The sequence below is a fragment of the Nitrosococcus wardiae genome (assembly GCF_004421105.1).
Taxonomy (GTDB): Bacteria; Pseudomonadota; Gammaproteobacteria; order Nitrosococcales; family Nitrosococcaceae; genus Nitrosococcus; species Nitrosococcus wardiae.
Genome location: NZ_CP038033.1, coordinates 3,992,169 through 4,010,553, shown reverse-complemented (window position 1 = coordinate 4,010,553; position 18,385 = coordinate 3,992,169). Strand labels below are relative to the sequence as shown.

Genomic DNA, 18,385 nt, shown 5'->3' with positions numbered 1-18,385 from the left:
GGGTCTACAGGCAATGAATCCCTATGAAGGTGAACCAAGGAGAGCGGCCTATAGGAGCTTGTAGGCGCATTCAGAGACGCAGAGGGTGCCATGATGGGAATGGAGGCGGGATAAGCGGACCAGGGCCAAGCAGGCGGCTTCTGAATGTGGACCTAAGAGGTATTGTGGTCATATGGATAGCTGTACGGAGGCTTTGAGGTATTTGGCTTGTGGGCTGTCTAGGCTTGATGGCGATGGGGATGGAGTGCCTTGTGAGGTGCTTTGTCGGTAGTTCCTTAGGGTTTCACGGCTTACCTTTAAATTCATGGGGCTTCCTATTCGACTCCTCATCGAAGAATGGAGAACTCTAATTGTTGAAAAAAGTGTGTAAAATTATAGCGGTGCTGCTGGCTGGGTTTATCGGCGGTGCAATTGCACCTTGGTTCTTGGGATGGCTCAAAAATGCTACTGTACAAAGCCCATCCAATGCAATCGCGATTGCGAATACTTACATAGTCTTCACTACAATTATATTTGTTGGCATCACCGTAGTTCTTGCAATAGCAGGATATGTATTTATGCAGCAGTTCTCAGCTTCAAAAGAGTCTCTAGAGAAGCAAATAACTGAGGAATTACAAGAAAAAATTCAATCGGATGAGGGCTGCGGGATAAAATTAGCTAATTCCATTTTAGAGAATCCGGATGTTAAACGGCACTTAAAGATAAAGCTAATATCTAAAGTGGAGCAACTTATTCAGGAACGTATAGAGGACAATCAAGTAACAGCGACAAAAATTGATCGAACAGGTGCAGCTACTAAGCAATTAGCTAGTCAGCTAAAAGGGAAGGAAAACGATGATTAACGAGGAAAAAAGGCTTTATTCTAATGCGTCTGAGCTTTTATTTTACCTTGCCAAGGAGAAGGCCTTTGAAGTTAAAGCACCAATTGATGTTGACAGAATCGCAAAGGAGCTAGGTATTCTGGTAGAGTTAGATTTTTCCCTCGACTCAAGGAATATCGTAGGGGAGATTTTCTTTAAAGATGAGACACCTATTGTAAAAATCAATCCTCTACAGAATTCGTATTCCCCTAGAAGAAGGTTTACTTTGGCGCATGAGATTGGACACTACTGCCTTCATAGTGCTAAATCTAAACAAGGTTTTACTGATTCAAAGAAAGCAATGAGCAGAAGCGAGTCATATTGGGATTCTTATGAATCCGAGGCAAATAACTTCGCTGCACAGCTCTTAATGCCCCAAGATCTTATCCTGGAAGAGGGGGAGAAATTAATCGAATCTATAAAAAAGACCTGTGAAGAAAAAGCCCTTCTGACCACATTTGTTGAGGGTATGGCAGATAAGTTTGAAGTATCAAGCAAAGCGATGGAGTACCGCCTAAGGAAACTACGCATTATTGAGTAATTCAATATTGTATATAGCCAGAGAATCCTGTCCAGGTTTTTATTCCACCTGGCGTACAGGCCCTTCTTAGATTATCTGCCAAATAGCCAATTACCCACTACTACCTTGACTTACCAGAAATTCCTGCGAGCCATCTTGCAAGCGCAATAACAGAGCGGAGTTCCCCCTGATAGGGATATTCCTTATAGAACACCATCAAGCAGGAGATACACTCAAATATTAAGAGTTTCACTCACACCGCCGGCCACGAGGCGGAAATTTCGTGGCGCATACCAACATTCGCACTCTAGCCCGGCTCTCCCACCGGGCTATTTTTTTGTCTCATGCGCTTAAATGTGACCTATATCACACTTTGGGCAAGTGAATTTGCACATACCCAAGCAAAAGCTATTTTTAATGATAGGTGTGCGTTAAAGAGTTGTGCTCTCTTCTCATTAACCGCACCTGCTCTTAATACGGGCATAAGTAAGTAAGTGCCGGGCACGTAGCTCCTTTGCTGCGTGCCCTTTTCCTTTATGGGGCAAGCATATTACCGCCTAGTGAGATGAGCAGACAGGAAAAATCCCACGAGTAGAGAGATTACCCCCTGGCGTTTCGCGGCGATGGTGGCTAAGCAGTTAGCCCTGGGTGCGGGGGTGAATTTTCGGAGTCCCTAAAAAAGGCTCCCCTGTGTAGGTGGGGAATGAATTAAGATATAAGCGAGGCTATAAAAAGGGCAAACCGGCTAAGTTTTTGCGGCCCATCATCATACACGCGGGATTGATTACTTTTATAACTTATAAACATGGGTAATTGCTTTAGTCCGTAAAAAGGCTACAGTTTTTGGCTCCCTAAAGGGGGCTTTTGGCACTTTTGGCACTATCTCACTGTAGGTGTTTAGAAAAAATAATTTTTGGAGCCTCTAACAGGGGAATTTTGCGGTACCTATAAAAAACGGAGGCAGTGGAGGTTGTAAAAGAGCCGAAAACCGCATTGAGCCCTTGAAATGCTACCCTATTTGCTACCCAAAGCTTTTTTTGGGTGGATAAATGTATAATAAGCCTTTGATACGTAATAATTATACGATCATCATTTCCCTTGACCGGCGAACATTAGAACTTGCAAATAAAAGAAAACCTAAGCAGCAAAATGCAAGCCCAATATCCCCCAAAAATACTCATATAAGTATCTATTGTATTTGTATTTATAGCCTTTTATTTCTTTGCAACTCATTGCACCTTGTCTTTGCATTCTATTGCGGCCATAATGCTACCCTATTGAAACCCGAGGGTAGCAAATGCGCTTTACCGACTCTGCTATAAAGAAACTCAAACCCAAAGAAAGCCGCTTTGAAGTCTTTGAGGATGGGCGGCCAGGGTTCGGCTTGCGTGTGACCCCCAAGGGCAAAAAGTCATGGTTTTGGCTGTATCGCCACAATGGACGGCCCAGGCGGGTCACCTTTGGCAGCTACCCGGAAGTGGACTTGTACACGGCGCACTTAAAGCATGCCGAGGCTCAGCAATTGCTCTCCCAAGGGTTGGACCCTGGCGATTTGGAAACCGCACGCAAACAGCAAGAACGCCATGCTATTACGGTAAACACACTCGCTAAGGAATACCTGATCCGGCATGCCAAACCGAATAAGCGAAGCTGGGAAGCTGACGAACGAATGTTGAACAAGGACGTGCTACCCGCCTGGGGGAGGATTAAAGCTAAAGGCATTACCCGCCGTGATGTGGTTTTGCTGTTAGACGGGATACAGGACCGGAGTGCACCAGTGGCCGCCAATCGGACCCTATCCTTAATTAAAAGGCTGTTTAATTTTGGCGTTGAGCGGGCCATGCTGGATGTCTCCCCCGCCGCCGGGATACGTCCGCCAGCAAAGGAAACCCCAAGGGACCGGGTACTCTCCGAGGATGAAATTAAGGCGTTTTGGACGGGGCTTGAGAAAACCCATATGGCTGAACGGATTCAGTTAGCCCTCAAGTTTCAGCTACTCACCGCCCAGCGTAAAGGCGAAATACTTTCAGCAATATGGGACCAATTTGACTTTAACCAGGCAGTTTGGACTATCCCCGGTAGCATTGCCAAAAACGGACGGACCCACACCGTACATTTAAGTCCCCAAGCCCTTGAGATAGCCCAGCGGCTTCATTTCCTTGGCGGGGATTACCTGCTACCCGGTAAAAAAGGCGATAGGCCCATGACGGGGCGGAACATAGATAAGGAATTACGTCTCGCGTTGCCTACCCTGGGGACTAACCATTTTACCAGCCACGATTTAAGGCGTACGGCAGCCAGCCACATGACGGGGATAGGAATACCTAGGCTTGTCGTATCCAAAATACTCAACCACACAGACCGGGGGGACATTACCGCTATCTACGATCGCCACGACTATAACGCTGAGAAGCGGCAAGCATTGGAGGCTTGGGGGCGGAAGGTGGACCAAATTGTTTATGGTGGGGAGTGTGCCGAGGTGGTGGTGCTAAAAAAATATTAACTGTATTAATATTTTTGTTAACGAAAACAAATGCTTATTGCAAGCAATATTAAAACGTGGTACTGTATTGGATAACCCTGCGGGGTCCTATAAAGGGAAACCCCGCACCGCGCCAACGGTAACGGGGTTTTTGTTTTTTACAATCGGCCTTCAGCAAGGCATTTAAAACATGGTCGTAGTTAGTGCAAGTAACTCGACATTTTTACCCAGCCTAATTATTGGGCTAAGGGTCGTTAACTTAGGGTTAACAAGACAAAGTGTACCAGTTAGTAAAACTAACACACAACCCTTGGTTGCTACCCCGCCTTGCTGTTGGCCTCCTAAACATAGGAGTAAGAGCCAACAAATGTCTAACAAGAAATTAACTTATTGTGGTCTTGACTGCGAGATCGATCCTGCTCGTAAGGTTCTCCTTGCCCCTGAACTACGCAAAGCCATCGGCGGCATTCATGAATCAACGCTATGGCGTTGGATGAAGCAAGGCAAAGTCCCCTCCCCCATTATCCTCCCCAGCGGAAAGAAAGCTTGGCTTGTCGATGAAGTTGACGCTTGGCTGAAAAGCCTACCGCGTGGCTAAGGGGGTGCTCAATGAAATACCAAAACTTAAGCCCGGAAACGGGGCGAGAAGGTTGCGTCTCTAGAAATGGAAAAGCCCCACTGGGGGGAGGGGCTTCTGATGGGGCAAAACTGGAAAAGATTAACCCCTATTATACCCTAGCCCCCCATGACTTGAAAGCGCACGCCCTACTATATGCTGAATGGGGATGGCGGGTTTTTCCTGTCCATACTCCAATAAAAGGCGGGGGTTGTTCGTGCAGAAATCCTAAATGTGAAAACGTCGGCAAACACCCGCGCACTAGGAACGGGCTGAAAGACGCCACCACAGACCCCCAGGTTATTGAGGGCTGGTGGTGCAAATGGCCCGGTGCCAATATCGGGATTGCCACAGGGAAAGGGTCGGGGATTGTCGTTATAGACATAGACAGGAAGGAAGGCATTGATGGAGAAGAAGCTATTGGGGATAGACAACTCCCTGACACCGTGGAGCAAACCACAGGTTCCGGTGGGCGGCATTTAATTTATATCAGGCCGAAAACGGATAAGAAATACAGAACCTATACCAATATTCTCAAACCAACCCCAGGGGTAGATAGCCGGGCCGATGGGGGCTATATCGTGGCCCCTCCATCCCTGCATGAGTCATGGCGGCGCTATGAATGGGAGGCGAGTTCAGACCCTACCGAGGGAGTTTTGCCCGTAGACCCGCCAGAGTGGTTTATTGAACTCATAGAGGAAAAGCCGCACCTCCACTCAGTGGAGGACTTGCCCGAGCCTAGCGGGGAATTTCCTCTAAACATTAAAGAGATGCTTGAGGCAATACCGGCTGATAATTATGACACATGGATAGGGGTAGGCATGGCCCTCCATAGGATAGATTCTAGGAATGGATTCCGCCTCTGGGATGAATGGAGTGCCAAATCTGATAAGTATAAAGGGACAAGCGAGATCGTAGAGAAATGGACCTCTTTCAAACGCAACGGTAATGGTAGCCCGCCTGTTGATATAGGGACTGTCAGGAGGCTTGCCGAGGAGCATGGATGGGTGGACCCAGCTAGAGGGCATGGGGCAGAGGTAGCTGAGGCTTTAAAGAGTGGTACGGCTGAAGACTGGCCGGACCCTCAGCAATTAAAGATAGAGCACCCCGCCATTGAATACCCAATAGACGCGCTACCCGCCAGGGTTAAAGAAGCCGTTATCGAGGTGCAACAGTTTGTTAAGGCACCCGTCCCCATGGTGGCGTCTTCCGCCATATCGGCGCTATCTCTGGCCGCTCAAGCCCATGTTGATGTTAGGAGAGCATCAAAGCTTGATGGTCCTACCAGCCTTTTTATGCTGGTGATCGCTGATAGCGGAGAGAGAAAATCGAGTTGCGATAAATATTTCCTGGACCCTATCAAAAATTGGGAAAAGCAGAAGGAAGAGCAAGCAAAGCCTTTGCTCAGCGACTACAGGGCCGAGCAAGCGGCCTGGGAAGCCGAGTATAGCGGCGTTAAGGACAAAATCAAAAGGCTGGCAAAGGAGGGCAAGAGTACAGAGAAGGAAAGAGAAAGGCTGAAAGAGCTAGACCACAACAGGCCAGAGGAACACAGAACCCCCAGGCTGGTTTACGAAGACTTTACACCAGAGGGGTTGAAGTGGGACTTAGCCACGAAATGGCCTTCGGCTGGGATTATGTCGTCCGAGGCGGGGATTGTGCTTGGCTCTCATGGCATGGGCAAGGATTCCATCATGCGAAGCTTGGCCACACTAAACAAATTGTGGGACGGGACAGCAATGCCCATAAGCAGACGTACAAGCGAATGCTTTATCGTGAGAGGGGCAAGGGTGTCGGCTTATTTGCAGATACAAAAATCAGTTTTAGAACGGTTCTTTGAGCAATCGGGGGGGTTGGCTAGGGGGACTGGTTTTATGGCCCGTTTCTTAATTTCCTGGCCAAGGTCCACCCAGGGGACTCGTTTTTTTACGGACCCCAACGAGGATTGGCCAGCCCTTGACAGCTTCAAAGATAGGATCGCGGAAATTCTAGACGCACCCACGCTAATGGATAAAAACTGGGAGCTAACCCCTAATATGCTCGACCTATCGCCGGGGGCAAAAGATGCTTGGGTTGAATTTCACGATGAGATTGAAAGCGAGCTAAAAGCCGGGGGCCAGCTCGAAGACATTAAAGACGTGGCAAGCAAAATTGCTGAAAACGCGGCCAGGATGGCGGCCCTGTTCCATGTTTTTGATGGCGTTGGAGGCCCCATAAGCGCCCATTCTTTCGATTCGGCCAGTCGCATAACCCTGTGGCACCTGGGTGAAAGTCTCCGGTTCTTCAACGAGGTTGCCCCACCAGAGGGGAGGGAGAACGCCGAAAAAATCGAGGACTGGTTGCTTTCGTATTGCGAGCAGCATAGAACTACAAGGGCTCCTACCAAGCTTATCCAGCAGTATGCCCCCGGTAAGCTGAGAGAAAAGGCAAAGCTTGACGCGGCCATAGATGAGCTTGCAGCACTGAATAGGGTAAGAAGAGTTCAGGAAGGCAGAAAGAAGTTCATCGAGGTAAACCCCAAGCTGTTGGGGCGTGTTGTTTACAGTTCATGACCTTCTACTCCCTGCTATTCTTGCTATTTTTGCTACCGTTGGGCTCTAGCCCGTGGGGGGCGGGGCTCCGACGGTAGTAGCTCCTTGCTATTCTTCTGCTAGCGTTTGCTATTTTTCCGCTGCCGTTTCCAAAAATAGCAGAACGGTAGCAGAAGAATAGCAGACGGTAGCAAACGCCCGCTACCGCTGAAATCCCCATGGGACAAGGGCTACAGGCGTTCGGTAGCAAGAATAGCAAAAATAGTAACCCCCTAACCCTAGGAAAATGTATATGAGCCTATTTGACAAGATTCACAGCCTGCCCAAAAGAAGGCCGCTTGCTACCGTTATCCCCATAGAGGAAGGCAGGAAGAACAAGCGCCCATGGTGGGACAACCGTATTACCTGCCAGGAATGCATATACCTAGCAAAGAGTAACGGCCTATGCCTGAACGCCGAGAAAGCCGGGGCGGTGCCGAGGCGTTACTACCCGGTGCCGGATATTCCTAGGCGGTGTGAGGGGTTTAGGGGGCAGTTGTAGAACTGGCGAGCGGTTTAAACCAAGGAATTAGTTTAATGTCTACTGATATTTACAGAAGGAGATCAACTGATGAGTTTTAAGCCTGGGAAAAGCGGCAATCCAGCAGGGAGACCGAAAGGGACCAAAGACAAGCGGACTGAGTTTAGGGAGCTGTTGCGCCCCCATGCGCCGGATTTAATTAAGAAGGCGGTAGAGATGGCTTTAGAGGGGGATGCCACTGCGTTAAAGTTGTGCCTAGATAAACTAATCCCTAACCTCAGACCCCAGGCAGAGCCGGTATCCATTCAGTTTAATGGCGAGTCATTACTTGAGAAAGGCCAAGAGATTTTAAAGGCAGTCAGTAAGGGGGAGATCACGCCAGAGGAAGGGAATCACCTGCTAGCCTCCTTGGCGAACTATGGAGGGCTTGTTGGCAAGGAGCAGTCTTTAAAAAGGCATCGCGATTACCAGTCGTTTGATGCCATGTTTAAAGGAGGCATATAGATACCCTAAAAAGCCCAAATGTGGCGCGCCAGCATCGGTAGAGATTTGGTGAAACGCATTCAACTACAATGAATGGTGCTGGGGTTTATGTAAATATCCCCTGTTCTCCATCTCTAGAGGTTTCAGATTCTAGACCGGACGAGTAGCCAATTCTTTATGTCCACAAAATTTATATAAGTACCCGCCTACCCTAAATTTCTACAACTTCATGCACCAAAACCGGATGGGCAGCCATTTTTTTGCATCCGCAAAATTAAGTAGGGGGTATATCTTATACCTGTAGTCAGTTATGGGGAGGCTATGTATATGTAGCTGTTATTCCTGAGTTAAAATTCCATAGGTGCAAAGGCAGGGTAAAGTTAAGTTAGCACTAGGAGAAAATTTCTCTTCTACTGTTGATTATTTCGTTCAAATTTCCTTCTCAAATCTTCAACACTAATTAGTTTTTTTCGACTCCTGTGGATCATCCGATGGCAGTTTGAGCAGAGGGGAGAAACTTTTGTAACGGCTTCACTTAGCTTCTGTTGGAGATTTTCACCCTCAGTCATGAAAATAGGATATTTATGATGAATTTCTATGAAATTCCGACCAAGTTCACCGTATTTTTCTAAGAAATCAAACCTGCAGACTTGGCATTTAATATGTCCATTTTGCGAGTAATAATTTACGGCATAATCTCGAAGTTGTTTTGATCGTTCATAAGTGCTGCTTTCAGTGATTTTCTTTTTACCTTCCCTAATCAGGACATTTTCGTCAAATAATTTTAGATGCGAGACTTGGCTATTTTTATTTGATTTTGCTCTAGCTGTAACAGCTTGGTTAGTAATTCCAGCGCCCTCACTGCCTCTTTTATTCACTATTTTAAGTAGCCTGCGCACCTCTTCTGTAGCAAATTGCTTAAGTCCGGTGACTATATCATCCCCAGTAAAATCGTTTTCGAATAGGTAGGTAAGCAATTCCACATTATCTTTAACAATGCATTGGCCTTTGGGAGTGATGGTCCATAAGCCCGATTTACCCCCACCCATAGACTGGTAAACTGCTAACCCATCAAGTACATTGTGAGATTTCAGGTTTCTCACTTTCTGTGAAAAGTGAGTATCCTTACGATTTTTCAGTTGTCGAGCATCTTTGTCTATGGGTTTAAGGATCTCAGTAAGACTCTCAATGAGGGTTGTTGTGTCTGTTGTGTAATTTTCTGAATTAGACATGAGCCATAGGGCAGGTAGGATCAAATCCTTTTCTGAGCGATCTGGCATAGTCTATCCACACTATTATCATAGCTTGTAATTGGTTATCATTAAATGCTTTGTCTCGCGTATGTTGCGTTCTTTTATAGTCCACATATACTTTTTATCAAAGGCTTGTATATTAAGATCTTTCTTTTCATAGAGAGAAATAATAAAATCAGTTGCTTTGATAACTAACATGAAGTTTGCCTGGCAGTGATTAATTAAATAATTAGCCAAACGCTTTTGATCACTTTTATCAAAAATGTTTTTGTCATAGTCGCTGAAGTCCGTATCGTAAGGTGGATCTAGAAAAATAAAATCGCCTTTCTTAGGTCTAAATTTTTCAAGAAACTCCTCGAAATCCATGTTTTCGAAAACAGCTTTCTCTAGCTTTTCTAGAAGTGACCGCTGACGTAAACGATTTACTTTTAATTTTATATCTTTTCTGTTGTAGGAAATTCCACCATAGGGAACATTAAATTGGCCGGATTTATTAAATCTGAACATTGCAGCATAAGCGTATTCTCTTATAAAGAAGAAAATCGCTGCAAACTTTGCTTCGCTAATGTTGTGTTTGCATGGGTAATTGTATAGGTATCGCATATGCATATAAAATGCAGATTTTATTGCACCCTCTAAATTGCTCTGTAAGTCTTTTTGTGATAGTTCCCCCTGCTTTGCTTCTAGTTTTTTCATGCGCTGCATCTTATTGAAGAGGTTTGACTCAATCTCGCCAATTAGATGCTGTATGTCATAATTAAATGCATTGCTGAATATGCTGTTGAACTCTTCAGAATTCTGAATAATAAATTCAACGAGGCGATTTTTAAGGTCATGGTTATTTAAGTAGTTATGTTTATACTGAAGATAAATACGGATAAGATCACCGGAATAACATACTGTTACCTCTTCAATATTTTTCCAATAGCGATTAATCGCCTCTAGCATCGAATAAAAATCTTCGTTTGAAGTAGCCACCTGCCGGTAAAAAGCAATTAAATCAGTACAGAAATCGTTGAGATAAGCGGGAACTTTACTTGAAAGCGAAAAAAATACCGCACCCCCTCCAACAAATGGCTCGAAAAAACGACCAATTCTTTGCGGCATTCGAGGCAATATAAGGCTAAGCTCCGCCGTTTTACCCCCAGGCCACTTCAATAAGGGGGAGAATCGCTCCTTTAGAATATAATTTCCATAACTTGGGCGAGATCGAGAGTCGCCAAGGCCAAATACTTCAAATAAATCAGGCTGTCCCAATGACATGCGTGCTCTAAGCCGAGAATTTAATGAATAAGAATTCTAGTAATAGATTAGATTTTGACGTGCCCCCATGCTTTACGCAAGACTTGGAGCTGCTATTGATTTGTGGTACCTCGGTACTCACCTTGGAGACACTCTCCTCTTACTCCAGAACTTAGGTTGCTGGCCTTTAGTCTCACCCATCTAAGCACGGGAACACATGCCACCACCGGGAAAGAGGGGGAAGAGTGTCTGGCCTGGGCTTCAGCTTACGGAATAGATACGAGCCTGGTGGGTGAGGCCTGAGCTTCTACCTTAAAGCCATAAAGTTTCATTTTTTCAAAGACTTAAATGCATTTTCTGTGCCGGTATAGTGGCAGCGCTGCTCCTTTCTGCAGCGCTTAATATACAGGTTTTTGGTAAGATGCCGAAACAACTCAAAACCGAGCTATTGCCATAGTTGTTTCGTACTGGGCATGCGAAGGATATTACTGACATTTTTTCGGAATAACTGGAGGCACATAACAGCCGCCTCGATCACGGCTTACCCTGGAATGCAGCGGAATGGTAAGCCGCGGCGTTAGATTGAAGGAGGATACATGCTTGCTACCATCTACAAAGGATTTGAATTGTCTCCTTCTCCATACCAGTTGCGGGAGACGGGAGAATGGACGGTGAGAGTAATGATCACAAAGCACCACGATAGCCGCGACGAGTCACTAGTGAAGCCGTTCTCTGCCAGCAACGCATTCAAGGAAAGAAAAGATGCGGAGAGCCATGCTATCCAGTTTGGCAAGGAAATTATTGATGGAAAACATCTAAATCTTTCAGTCGATGATCTCCTCTAGGCCGAATCAATCTAACATTCGGCTCCAGCCTGATCTGCAAAATTGGGTCAGCTCTTGGTTTTTTTCTTGCGCATGGCGTGCCGCTTTTGCGGGCGGTTGAGCCGAGCAGGCATCGGAGTTGAAAGAAAATAAATGGCTTGGAATCCACATAAAGCACGCGAATGTCTGGACGGATCTGCGCTCGTATCGTTTATCGACGAGCGAGACAAGCTATCGGCATTCAGGCTTCGCTCTGGTCGCGAGATCGCTCTTCTCGAAGAGAATGAAAGGAAGGTTTCTGTGTACCTGAGCTGCATTCCGCAGCACATGCCTGATGTTGTGCCGGACGGCACATATACTCCAACGGCATCAAAAATAGGAAGGCATTCCAATCTTGAGCTAATCACAAAGACTTTGGGCTTCAATCATCACGCGTTTAAGGTAACCATACTTTCACAAGATGGTTTGGAGCGTCTTCTGGCCTGGTACCAGTATGCATAACAACGCACTCCAGCCAACGTCTATGTCGGCGCTTCGCGCCGCCAGAGCTGCGGCTGAGTTTCATCATTGAGCCTGAAGGAAAAAACTATGCAGGTAATAGCGTGGAGTAACGGAAGCCACAAAAAATCAGGCGCTGGCTATGGTGTAAAGCTGTCCATTGAGGATCGAGACCGCTATTTTGAGCGTGGCTGGCAATCAGTGAAGCTCACGCTGGAAGATGGGGCTGAAATAGAGGTAAATGTTGGCAAGAAGTCCTTTTGGAGCGGAACTTGTAGAGAGCTTATTCACAGCCAGATAGGGAAGTGGTTGTTGGAAGTTGATTTGGCCCCTTGGCCCAAAGGCAATCCACCGAAATTGGAGTTAAGGCCACTTGGAAAGGCTTACTTCAAATTGCAACGTCTCGGCTCATAGCTATGTAAGCGGGGGCATTTAACCCCTAGTCCCCACACTACCGCGACATGCGGGTCCGCACCAAGCAGTTCACGAAGCTGTCTAGGTTTACAAGCAATATTTGCGGGATAACCCTCTTTTACTATATCCGCTATGGTTTGCCCTGGCGGGGTTTTCTTTTGTCTGAGGTACCATGAAAAAAATAATAGTGTTTTTGTGTCTATTTCTCCCCCTTACCGCCCTAGCCGACTACCATGGCCGCGTGGTGGGCATATCCGATGGCGATACCCTAACCCTACTGACATCCGTAAAAGAGCAGATTAAAGTCCGATTATCTGGAGCCGACACACCAGAGGGGGGACAGCCGTACTCTCGCCTCCTCGATGGGAATTGTTTAGTCCAATCAAATGACGTGGGACATGATTACGTATGAAGATATTCGGTCCTTATCCGCGCCAGAGCGGTTCTTTACATATGCTGAGGCATATCTGGGAGCGGCCAATGCCATGTGCCAGCAGATGGTACAGGACCCTGCTTCGGGAAAATGGTCAAACGCGGCGGTGGTCTTAATGCTTGCGGCGCATGCCGTCGAACTGTTTCTAAAGGGAGCTATTCTCGCGCGGGAACCCTCAACATATCTTGGGAACCGAGGCCACAATCTTCATGAGCTTGCAGCAGACTACCGGTCACACTTTCCTGAGCCTTCGTTCAACTGGGATATTCCCTTTCAGGGGGAATTTCCCGTGGGGTTTTCTGAGGCAGAAATAGACGCCTTCAGAAAGGAAATACCAGCTCCTAGCATTCTATATCGCTATCCTGTCCAGAAGGGTGGGGATGAGTGGCAGGGCCTCTATGGGTTCGAGGCGAATTCGTTCCTCTTATTGCTAATCGAGTTGAAACATGACTTCATCCGAATCAAGACGCAACTTACCTAATAAACCGATGAAACCAACGCCGGAAAGCACTGCGGCTTATCGGTAGCGTTAGGCGGAGTTCCTACTTGGACAATAATACAAAGGCATTCATGATTCAGGCTTACTTCGATGACCTTGAGGCTCGAATAAAGTTTTTGCCTCGCCTTAGAGAGGAGGGACACCCCGATGAGGCGCTCATGCTTTGCTGTTGCTATATTGAGGCTCTCGGAAGCCGGAAACACCATCAATCGAGTCGGAAATTAAAAAATTACGCAAGAATTCTCGAAGAAGACAGCGGCAACCTATTATTTTCATTGGTGCATCCGAAGCGGCTTCGTCTCGTGATCCAGAATGCCAAACCTTTCAAGGTCGATTTATCCAAAATCGAGCCTCTGATCGATCAATTTGGAAATGAGTTGCAACCCCAGCAAGTGGTTCGTGACAAGCTTAGTGGCAATCTATCTGATAGGCAGGAATCTTGGCTACAGGAGAATCTCTTCAAAGGGACAATCGCCGCCATTTCGTACGAAAGGGTGCGAAGTGAGCTTGTGCACGACATTTCCGCTGGTACTGTTACTTTCAGTGAGTCGACGTTCAATGGTAATCCGGTGCCTGATCTTGATTTCGAATTGTTATACCAAGCTCTTATCAATATCTTTGAAAACATCAAAAAGAGATCAATCGAAGCAAATGCATGGTATTGGGAACAGAATGCCTAAAAACGTTATGAACTCGGACATCAAAAAGCGCCGCTCGTTACTCGCTCTGTTTTTTTGCTGCCAGTGATGCGCGCCATGAGGTCCCATGAAGAAAGCACTAGCCTTGTTTCTATTTCTCCTCCTTATTGCCCCCCGCCAAAGAGCAAGTTAAAGTCCGACTAGCCGAGATCGACACACCCGAGAAGGGGCAACCCTATGGCAGCCGGGCAAAGCAGGCTCTCTCTAATTTGCTATTCGGCAAACAAGCGCGGGTAGTGGTGGAGACTGTAGATCGCTATGGGCGTACCGTGGGTCATGTATTTGTCAATGGCGTGGATGTCAACCGGGAAATGGTGCGCCAGGGCGCGGCTTGGGTCTACAGGGACTATCTACGGGACCGAACCCTATTGGACATAGAGAAAGCCGCCAGGGAGGCGCACAGGGGTTTGTGAGCGCTTCCAGAGGCGAGGCATAACAAACGGGATAGGATAAAGAAAGCGGCGGCACAGTGTGGGCCTAAGCGGTATTGCAAGCAGATGGCTAGCTGTGCCGAGGCGATGAGTTATCTAGCTTGTGATGTAACAATGCTGAACGGAAATTGGGGTGCAGGGCTTTCCGCAGGGCGAGCGGGGGCGAATTTTTACAGTTTCCTTAGTCTTAGCCTGGGAATGATTCATGGTGATGCGCCCTTGCAGGGAGGCAGCCATGAAGCTGGGAGCTAAACATCCCCCCTAGGCTTATTGGCCCTTACTCTAGACCACCCCAGCACCGGTATTAGGGAAACCACCGGCACTGACGAATTCCATGCAATTACAACCGCCATAGCATAGACCTGGTGCTTGTTTCTCTCGAACTATCGGGTCTTTCCTCAACGCACTTGACCGCCTCTCTGTGTGCTCTGCCCGCTAAGAAACCCATGCTGGTAAGAATATCCCATGGCGATTGGTTTCTTTGCAGCTGCCAGAGCACCACTACTTCCTATTCTGATAGGACCAGTAGCCCATAGGAAGTCTTTCCTAAAGATTTTGCAAGCGGCGCCGTAAAACCTTATACCCGATAGCAAAATACAGGAATACCGTAAGGTGGCCTTGCCAGCGGAACCCCTCCCTTGATCTTCAACTATGCAGGCGAGCCCCTTACTATTGGCATTGAAGCTGGCACTCTCTGGGGCTCTAGCGGCAATGGTTGTAACGCGCATTGAAAGTGCAAGTAGCTGAACTTCGTCTGGCTATGACCCACTCGATCGCCACCGCTTCAGTTTCGTGAGGGACATTCATTCACCAAAAGAGGAAAAAAATGAAGAAAGTACTTCTTGGGTCTGCTCTAGCAGTAATGATTGTGGGGTGTGCCTCAAGTCCTGACAAAATCCAAACCTCTTACGTGTCACCGATGCAATACAAAAACTATGACTGTGACCAGATAGCGGGTGAGTTGGGACGTATCTCACATCGCGCCAATGAACTGCATGGCAACCTTAAGAAAACAGCAGATAACGATAAAGCCCAGATGGCACTTGGGATGGTTGTTTTTTGGCCAGCGCTGTTTTTCTTGGAGGGGGGTGATGGACCAGAGGCGGCTGAATATGGTCGGCTAAAGGGAGAGAGAGACGCCCTAGAAAAGGCCGCAATCCAGAAAAAGTGCGATGCATTCATTACTCCAAAGCCCGCAATTCCCATCAAAGAAGCAGCAGACGGCAATAAACAACAGGTATCTGGCGTTGAAGAGTAGCAGTGCGCCTAAAATCCGGTAACCGGGAACTCTCTAACCCCAGTTTCCCAACGGCCTGCATGTGGTCTTTGTCCTTCGAAATTTAAAAATGAAGAAAGCAAATGTTGCTCCAAAATTGGCAGCAGCATTTTACTGCCAATCATCACGCTTTGCTCAGCACAAAGGCGACTTTTCTCTGGGGAAGATTCAGCCCTTTTTCTAACCGCAAACTTTTAGGATAACCAATTAATAACCTTTGTAAGAGGGAGGAATGTTAGTCTCTAAAATTGGAATGTATGTATGGGCTTGGACTTTTCTCGGCCTTGTTCTATGCGCGCATAGCGTTGCTGGAGAAATTCTGGAAGAGAGGCCGGCCAAACTGAGCGCCTCGATATTGTCCCCGCTGATCGAAGGCCTATTGCTAGAGAAAACAACCCTTCCTTTCACTCTCAATCAGCGAGTTTCCACGGCAAGAGAAGCGGTGGCTAAGCAGGCTGAATACCAGTCTTCAGAATCGAATAGATTTCGTTTGGAACCCACGCCCCCGCCGGCGGTGATCGTGGAAGGAATCATCGTCCGCTTTAAATCTCCTCAAATCCAAGCACTCGCCCGGGCTAATTTGCCGCCTCCTAAAGAGGTGATTGCCGAACTGGAATCGGCTTTGGGTGAAGCACTGGTGTTCCACGGAGCGATGGTCAATGAGGCCCACGTGTTCCGCTTTTTAGCGCCCAAGGAGAGCGAGACGGTTTTCTCTCTCCTCCAGCGTGTAGAGCGATTTTCCGGTATCGAGTGGATCGAGGCGGATACACGCATGGAAGCCCAGTCGCTATCCAATGACCCCTTCTTCCACCACCAGTGGAATCTGGAAGGTGAAAAGGAAGGTTTTTTAGGCGGAATCGAGGCGATTCGTGCCTGGGAGATCACCCGCGGCTCCGCCGATACGATTGTGGCGGTGGTGGACAGTGGAATAAGACCTCACCCGGAATTCGCCGCGCGCTTGTTGCCAGGGTATGACTTTGTCTCTGAACCCGGCAGCGCGAATGATGGGGATGGTATGGATAGCGATGCCACGGACCCAGGGAACTGGCGCGTGGAGGGTGAGTGCGGGGGTCAAGCTGCAAGAGATAGCTCCTGGCACGGGACTCATGTGGCGGGGATCATTGCGGCGCGCGGTGACAATGGCTTCGGTATGGCCGGAGTGGATTGGCATACCCGAATTCTCCCCGTGCGGGTACTAGGGAGATGTGGTGGAACTGCGAGCGATATTGCCAACGGGATGGCGTGGGCGGCGGGTCTTCCAGTGCCCGGCGCTCCCCCCAATCTCCATCCCGCCCAGGTGATTAATCTCAGCCTAGGGGGAAATGGACCTTGCCCGCGATCACATCAGGAAATCATCAATAAAATCCTAGGGAAGGGCGTACTTGTGGTGGTGGCCGCCGGCAACAAGAGTGATGATATTAGATATTATTATCCCGCTAATTGCGAGGGCGTGCTTACCGTTATTGCCACGAATCATAAAGGGGAACTCGCTTCATATACCAATCTGGATTTTACTGGCGCGGGAATTGCCGCCCCCGGCGGAGATATCTCCTGGTATGGCCACTTAGAAGCTGGAATCCTCTCTACCATGGATAATGGCGCCGCCACTCCTCAGGGGTTCGACTATGCATGGAGTGAAGGCACCAGCATGGCAGCCCCCCATATCTCTGGAATCGCCTCGCTGATGCTCTCCGTGAATCCGCATTTAGTGGGAGCAGAACTCAATGCCGTGCTTCAATTTGCTAGTAAGCCTTTTCCCGCTGGGAACGCGTGCGCGACCTATGGGTTCTGTGGTATAGGAATCGCGGATGGGCATGGGTCTGTAGTCCTTGCCAATGTGCTCAATCGTTACCGCCTCGTCTATGAATTCTACAATGTCGATCTTAATCATTACTTTCTAACAGGCTCTAAAGAAGATGCGGCGATTGTCAACCAAGGCGGGGCGGGACCGGGTTGGTACGATACTCAGCGCTATTTCTATGCGTGGTCGGGACCAGAAGAAGGGGCGCTGCCCGTCTGCCGGTTTTATACCCAGGGGGCAAATTCCCACTTTTATACGGCGAACTGGGAAGACTGCGCTTATCTTCGTTCCCTCAATCCCGACAATGTGTTGGCCCCTGATCAATGGACTTATGAAGGGATTGCCTTCTATGCCAAACTGCCCACTGACGGCGTCTGCCCGGGCGACTCTGCTCCCATTTACCAAGTCTATAACAATCGCTGGATGCATAATGATTCCAACCACCGTTTTGTCAGTTCACTTCGGGAATACGGTGCCATGATCTCACGAGGTTGGGTGGGAGAGGGGATTGCCTTCTGTGCTGCTTCTGTGAGTGGAGATTAGAAAATTAGTTAGGGGTCAACGAGGTCCCCAAATAATTGATTGGGGAAAAAGGTTCTCGAAGCCGCTACTGGACTTCTAACCCCCAGTCCCCACATCACCGAGGCATGCGGGTCCATACTGAGCGGCTCACGAATCTATCTGGGTCTACAGGCAATGAATCCCTATGAAGGTGAACCAAGGAGAGCGGCCTATAGGAGCTTGTAGGCGCATTCAGAGACGCAGAGGGTGCCATGATGGGAATGGAGGCGGGATAAGCGGACCAGGGCCAAGCAGGCGGCTTCTGAATGTGGACCTAAGAGGTATTGTGGTCATATGGATAGCTGTACGGAGGCTTTGAGGTATTTGGCTTGTGGGCTGTCTAGGCTTGATGGCGATGGGGATGGAGTGCCTTGTGAGGTGCTTTGTCGGTAGTTCCTTAGGGTTTCACGGCTTACCTTTAAATTCATGGGGCTTCCTATTCG

At 48.0% G+C, this 18,385-nt stretch carries 17 protein-coding genes and 2 pseudogenes; 17 read left to right on the top strand and 2 right to left on the bottom strand.

All coding sequences use genetic code 11. The features are described 5' to 3' along the window. Nucleotides 1-169 precede the first annotated feature (169 nt). The 7 genes and pseudogenes from E3U44_RS19085 to E3U44_RS19055 all read left to right on the top strand — a co-directional run. Nucleotides 170-271, top strand: a pseudogene (locus tag E3U44_RS19085) (excalibur calcium-binding domain-containing protein); the annotation flags it as partial. A gap of 79 nt (nt 272-350) precedes the next feature. After that, complete coding sequence (locus tag E3U44_RS19080) at nt 351-842, top strand: hypothetical protein (RefSeq protein WP_134356088.1); 492 nt, start codon at nt 351-353, stop codon at nt 840-842. Then, nucleotides 835-1,401: an ImmA/IrrE family metallo-endopeptidase gene (locus E3U44_RS19075; protein ID WP_134356087.1), complete on the top strand. Its 567-nt coding sequence runs from the start codon at nt 835-837 to the stop codon at nt 1,399-1,401. Before E3U44_RS19080 ends, E3U44_RS19075 begins: the two co-directional genes overlap by 8 nt. A gap of 1,276 nt (nt 1,402-2,677) precedes the next feature. Beyond that, entirely contained in the window at nt 2,678-3,883 is a 1,206-nt protein-coding gene (locus tag E3U44_RS19070) for a tyrosine-type recombinase/integrase (RefSeq protein WP_134356104.1), read from the top strand. 346 nt (nt 3,884-4,229) lie between these two features. Then, nucleotides 4,230-4,460, top strand: coding sequence for a helix-turn-helix transcriptional regulator (locus E3U44_RS19475; protein ID WP_166804972.1), 231 nt, complete (start codon nt 4,230-4,232; stop codon nt 4,458-4,460). Between the two features lie 152 nt (nt 4,461-4,612). Further along, the gene (locus E3U44_RS19060; RefSeq protein WP_166804971.1) at nt 4,613-7,030 is read left to right on the top strand and encodes a DUF3987 domain-containing protein; all 2,418 of its coding nucleotides are present in this window, start codon (nt 4,613-4,615) and stop codon (nt 7,028-7,030) included. Nucleotides 7,031-7,619: 589 nt separating this feature from the next. Beyond that, nucleotides 7,620-8,033 carry a DUF5681 domain-containing protein gene (locus tag E3U44_RS19055; protein ID WP_134356101.1) on the top strand — a complete coding sequence of 138 codons (414 nt, stop codon included), beginning with the start codon at nt 7,620-7,622 and terminating at the stop codon, nt 8,031-8,033. Nucleotides 8,034-8,422: 389 nt separating this feature from the next. Here the strand turns inward: E3U44_RS19055 and E3U44_RS19050 are convergent, their stop codons facing one another. Together E3U44_RS19050 and E3U44_RS19045 are read right to left on the bottom strand one after the other, a co-directional pair. Further along, the gene (locus E3U44_RS19050; RefSeq protein ID WP_134356100.1) at nt 8,423-9,292 is read right to left on the bottom strand and encodes a hypothetical protein; all 870 of its coding nucleotides are present in this window, start codon (nt 9,290-9,292) and stop codon (nt 8,423-8,425) included. An 18-nt stretch (nt 9,293-9,310) separates the two neighbouring features. Beyond that, on the bottom strand, nt 9,311-10,528 hold the full coding sequence (locus E3U44_RS19045) for a DNA adenine methylase (protein ID WP_134356099.1): 1,218 nt from the start codon (nt 10,526-10,528) through the stop codon (nt 9,311-9,313). A 575-nt stretch (nt 10,529-11,103) separates the two neighbouring features. Between E3U44_RS19045 and E3U44_RS19040 the strand changes: the two genes are divergently transcribed. From E3U44_RS19040 to E3U44_RS18995, 10 genes and pseudogenes are all read left to right on the top strand, one after another. After that, nucleotides 11,104-11,352 (top strand): CV_2116 domain-containing protein, encoded by a 249-nt coding sequence (locus E3U44_RS19040; protein WP_134356098.1) that lies wholly within the window; start codon nt 11,104-11,106, stop codon nt 11,350-11,352. 132 nt (nt 11,353-11,484) lie between these two features. Further along, on the top strand, nt 11,485-11,832 hold the full coding sequence (locus E3U44_RS19035) for a hypothetical protein (protein WP_134356097.1): 348 nt from the start codon (nt 11,485-11,487) through the stop codon (nt 11,830-11,832). Between the two features lie 87 nt (nt 11,833-11,919). Further along, complete coding sequence (locus E3U44_RS19030) at nt 11,920-12,243, top strand: hypothetical protein (RefSeq protein ID WP_134356096.1); 324 nt, start codon at nt 11,920-11,922, stop codon at nt 12,241-12,243. 172 nt (nt 12,244-12,415) lie between these two features. After that, nucleotides 12,416-12,655 (top strand): thermonuclease family protein, encoded by a 240-nt coding sequence (locus E3U44_RS19025; protein WP_134359595.1) that lies wholly within the window; start codon nt 12,416-12,418, stop codon nt 12,653-12,655. Continuing rightward, nucleotides 12,642-13,157, top strand: a complete 516-nt coding sequence (locus E3U44_RS19020) for a hypothetical protein (RefSeq protein WP_134359594.1) — start codon at nt 12,642-12,644, stop codon at nt 13,155-13,157. The genes E3U44_RS19025 and E3U44_RS19020 overlap by 14 nt, the downstream gene beginning before the upstream one ends. A gap of 65 nt (nt 13,158-13,222) precedes the next feature. After that, nucleotides 13,223-13,855: a hypothetical protein gene (locus E3U44_RS19015; RefSeq protein WP_134356093.1), complete on the top strand. Its 633-nt coding sequence runs from the start codon at nt 13,223-13,225 to the stop codon at nt 13,853-13,855. 125 nt (nt 13,856-13,980) lie between these two features. Then, nucleotides 13,981-14,286 (top strand): thermonuclease family protein, encoded by a 306-nt coding sequence (locus E3U44_RS19010; RefSeq protein ID WP_134356092.1) that lies wholly within the window; start codon nt 13,981-13,983, stop codon nt 14,284-14,286. An 844-nt stretch (nt 14,287-15,130) separates the two neighbouring features. Next, entirely contained in the window at nt 15,131-15,562 is a 432-nt protein-coding gene (locus E3U44_RS19005) for a metal ABC transporter ATP-binding protein (protein WP_134356091.1), read from the top strand. Between the two features lie 250 nt (nt 15,563-15,812). Next, nucleotides 15,813-17,924 carry a S8 family serine peptidase gene (locus E3U44_RS19000; RefSeq protein ID WP_134356090.1) on the top strand — a complete coding sequence of 704 codons (2,112 nt, stop codon included), beginning with the start codon at nt 15,813-15,815 and terminating at the stop codon, nt 17,922-17,924. Between the two features lie 309 nt (nt 17,925-18,233). Beyond that, nucleotides 18,234-18,335, top strand: a pseudogene (locus E3U44_RS18995) (excalibur calcium-binding domain-containing protein); the annotation flags it as partial. Nucleotides 18,336-18,385: the final 50 nt, after the last annotated feature.